Here is a 2610-nt window from a genome sequence, read left to right on the forward strand (position 1 = left end):
ATCCGGATTGTAGTAGCGATGACGGTTGTAGTGCAGCCCACTTTCTTGGTCGAAGTATTGGCCTTGGAAACGAAGCGGATTGTCCACTTTTCCTATGTCGAGACGGCTGATTTCGCCGTAGGCGCGGTAGTGCGCGGACCAGACGATTTCGCCGTTGGTATCGGTGAGTTCCTGCGGGGTGCCGAGGTGGTCGAGTTGGTAGTGGTAGGGCTTGGTTTCCTTTGGACCAAAGCCTTCCAGCAGCGCCAATGGCCGGAAGCTGTCGGGCTCGTAGAGGTAACTGCGGTGGCGATCCGTCTGGTGTTCGGCGATGAGTCTGTCGCCTTGCCAGAAAAACTCGGTAGTTGTGCTATCAACGGTCTTGCTGATGCGCCGCCCAAACGGGTCGTAGCGATAGCTGGCGGTCTGGCCGTTGGGTTTTTTGATGCCGATCAGGCGGTGCTGGCAGTCGTAGCGGTATTCAGTAACGAGTTGATGGCCTTTGCCACGCCGTTCGCGGATAAGGTTGCCGAAGGCGTCGTAGTCGTAATGGTGGTCGCCTTGGATCATCAGGCGGTTGCCGGCCACGATGTCGGGGCCGGGGCGGTTTTGCATGAGCAGGTTGCCGGCGGGGTCGTGGCCGAAGCGTTCTTGCTCGCCTTGCGAGTGGTTGGCCCGGGTGAGGCGGTTTAGCGGATCGTAGTGGTAGTGGTGGTCGCCTTTGTGGGTGTCGAGCAGGCGGGTGAGGTTGCCGGATTTGTCGTAGTCGTAGTGGCGTTGGTAGAGGGTGTGTTGCTGTTGGGTAACGGCGTGGGCGTGCAGGCGTTGTTGATCGTCGTAGTGGTAGTGGCTGATCAGTTGGCCTTGTTGGCGTTGGTGTTCCTGACCGGCCTTGAACAGGTGGGAGGTAAGGGTTTCACAGTTCAGTTCGACGGTGACTAGGTGGCCGCCTTTGCCGTGGTTGAACGCCACCCGATTGCTGTCGGGCAGGCGTAGGTTTTGCAGTTGGCCGCAGGCGTCGTAGCCATAGCGCAGCGTGCCCCAGCCTTGGTGTTCGGCGGTGAGACGGTTTTGGCTGTCGTACTCGTAGGCCAACGCCCAGTGGCCATCTTCGACGCTTAGGAGATTGCCTTGACGGTCGTAGGTGTAATCGACATGGTTGCCGTCGGGCAGGGCTTTTCTTACGAGCCGTCCGACATAATCGCGCTCGTAGTGGGTAACCAGCTGACTACCGTCATCGCCATGCTCGGTCTTTTCCTGCAGGTTGCCGTTGAGGTCGTAGAGGTAAGCAGTGCGCTGGCCGTCAAAGCCGGTTTCCTGTTGGATCAGGCCATTGGTGTGATACTGGAGTCGGTAGGTTTCGCCCACCTCATTTTCGATCTCGGTCAGCAATAACCGCACATTGTCGTAACGGTATTTGATCTGAGTGCCATCGGCGTTGATGCGCCGGCTGATCAGGTGCAGGCCATCGGCGTATTCGTAGCGAGTGACGTGGCCGAGTTCATCGCGTTCGGAGGTGATTTTTCCGTACGCGTTGTAGGTATATTTACGCGTATCACCGCTCGGCAAGACGATTTGGACTAATCGTCCTACGTGGTTCCACTCAAATTGCGTGAGCGCGCCGTGTTCGTCTTCCAGGCTGATTTTTCGCCCGAGATCGTCATAGCGGTAGCGCTTGACTCCGCCATTCGGCAACTGCTCTTCAAGCAATTGCCCGTGCTCATTCCAGACCAGTCGGTGACAGCTGTGATCCGGCAGCCAAACCTGCGTCAGTTGTCCGCGTTTGTTGTAGCTGTAGTCAGTAGCGTTGCCGTCAGGATCGGTCCTACGCGTAACGTCGCCCTGGTCATTACGCTCATACTTCCAAACCGCTTCACCACGCCGCACAACCCGTACGAACCCATTGTCATGCTCGTAGGTCGTCGGCTCATCATTCCCCCGAAACAACGCCACCAAACGCCCAGCTTCGTCGTACTGGTAGGCCGTGATCGCCCCCAACGGATCTTGCTCAACCGTCAGCCGGCCTTTCTCATCGTAGGATTTGAAGTGCTCAGCACCGTCAGGATCCACCCGCTGCACCAGCCGCGCCCGCTGGTCATGCACATAGACTTCCTGGCTGCCATCGGCGTTTAACACTGTGACCTGGCCGTTATCGTCCCAGGCATACCGTGTGTCCATCTGCGAGAAACTGGCCCAATGGCGGACACATCGCGCGGACTTGCCAGACCTTTCCCACTCCCAAAAGAAACTCGCGCCACCGGCCAAGCCACGCTCAAGAATGACGTGCTGCTCGTCGTACCGATAAACCTCGCTTTCGCCTACCGCATTGGTCGCAGAAACCAACCGACCCGCCACGTCATAGGCGTAGGAAACAACGTTCTGCTCCGTCACCCAGACAAACGGACCGTCATCGACGGCCCGCTCAATCTGGTAGTCCACCGCCACAATGCGACCCAACGCATAGCGCAAAAACAACGAGCGCCCGACGCCGTTATCCAGCCGCTCAATCTGCCCCAGATAATTCCGGGAAATGCGCAACCGGTTGTCATACGCATCGCTGATCGCCGTCAGCACACCGTCGCGAAAATGGTAGAAGCGCGCCCCTTGAGACAGGACTAACTCATCGGGCAA

General features: G+C 58.0%; 1 protein-coding gene. It reads right to left on the minus strand.

Annotated elements, in window-relative coordinates:
* Window positions 1-2610: RHS domain-containing protein (locus U367_RS0122640; protein WP_028618678.1), on the minus strand; the 2610-nt coding region annotated here is incomplete at both ends.

It is taken from the genome of Pseudomonas canadensis (assembly GCF_000503215.1).
GTDB classification, from domain to species: Bacteria; Pseudomonadota; Gammaproteobacteria; order Pseudomonadales; family Pseudomonadaceae; genus Aquipseudomonas; species Aquipseudomonas canadensis.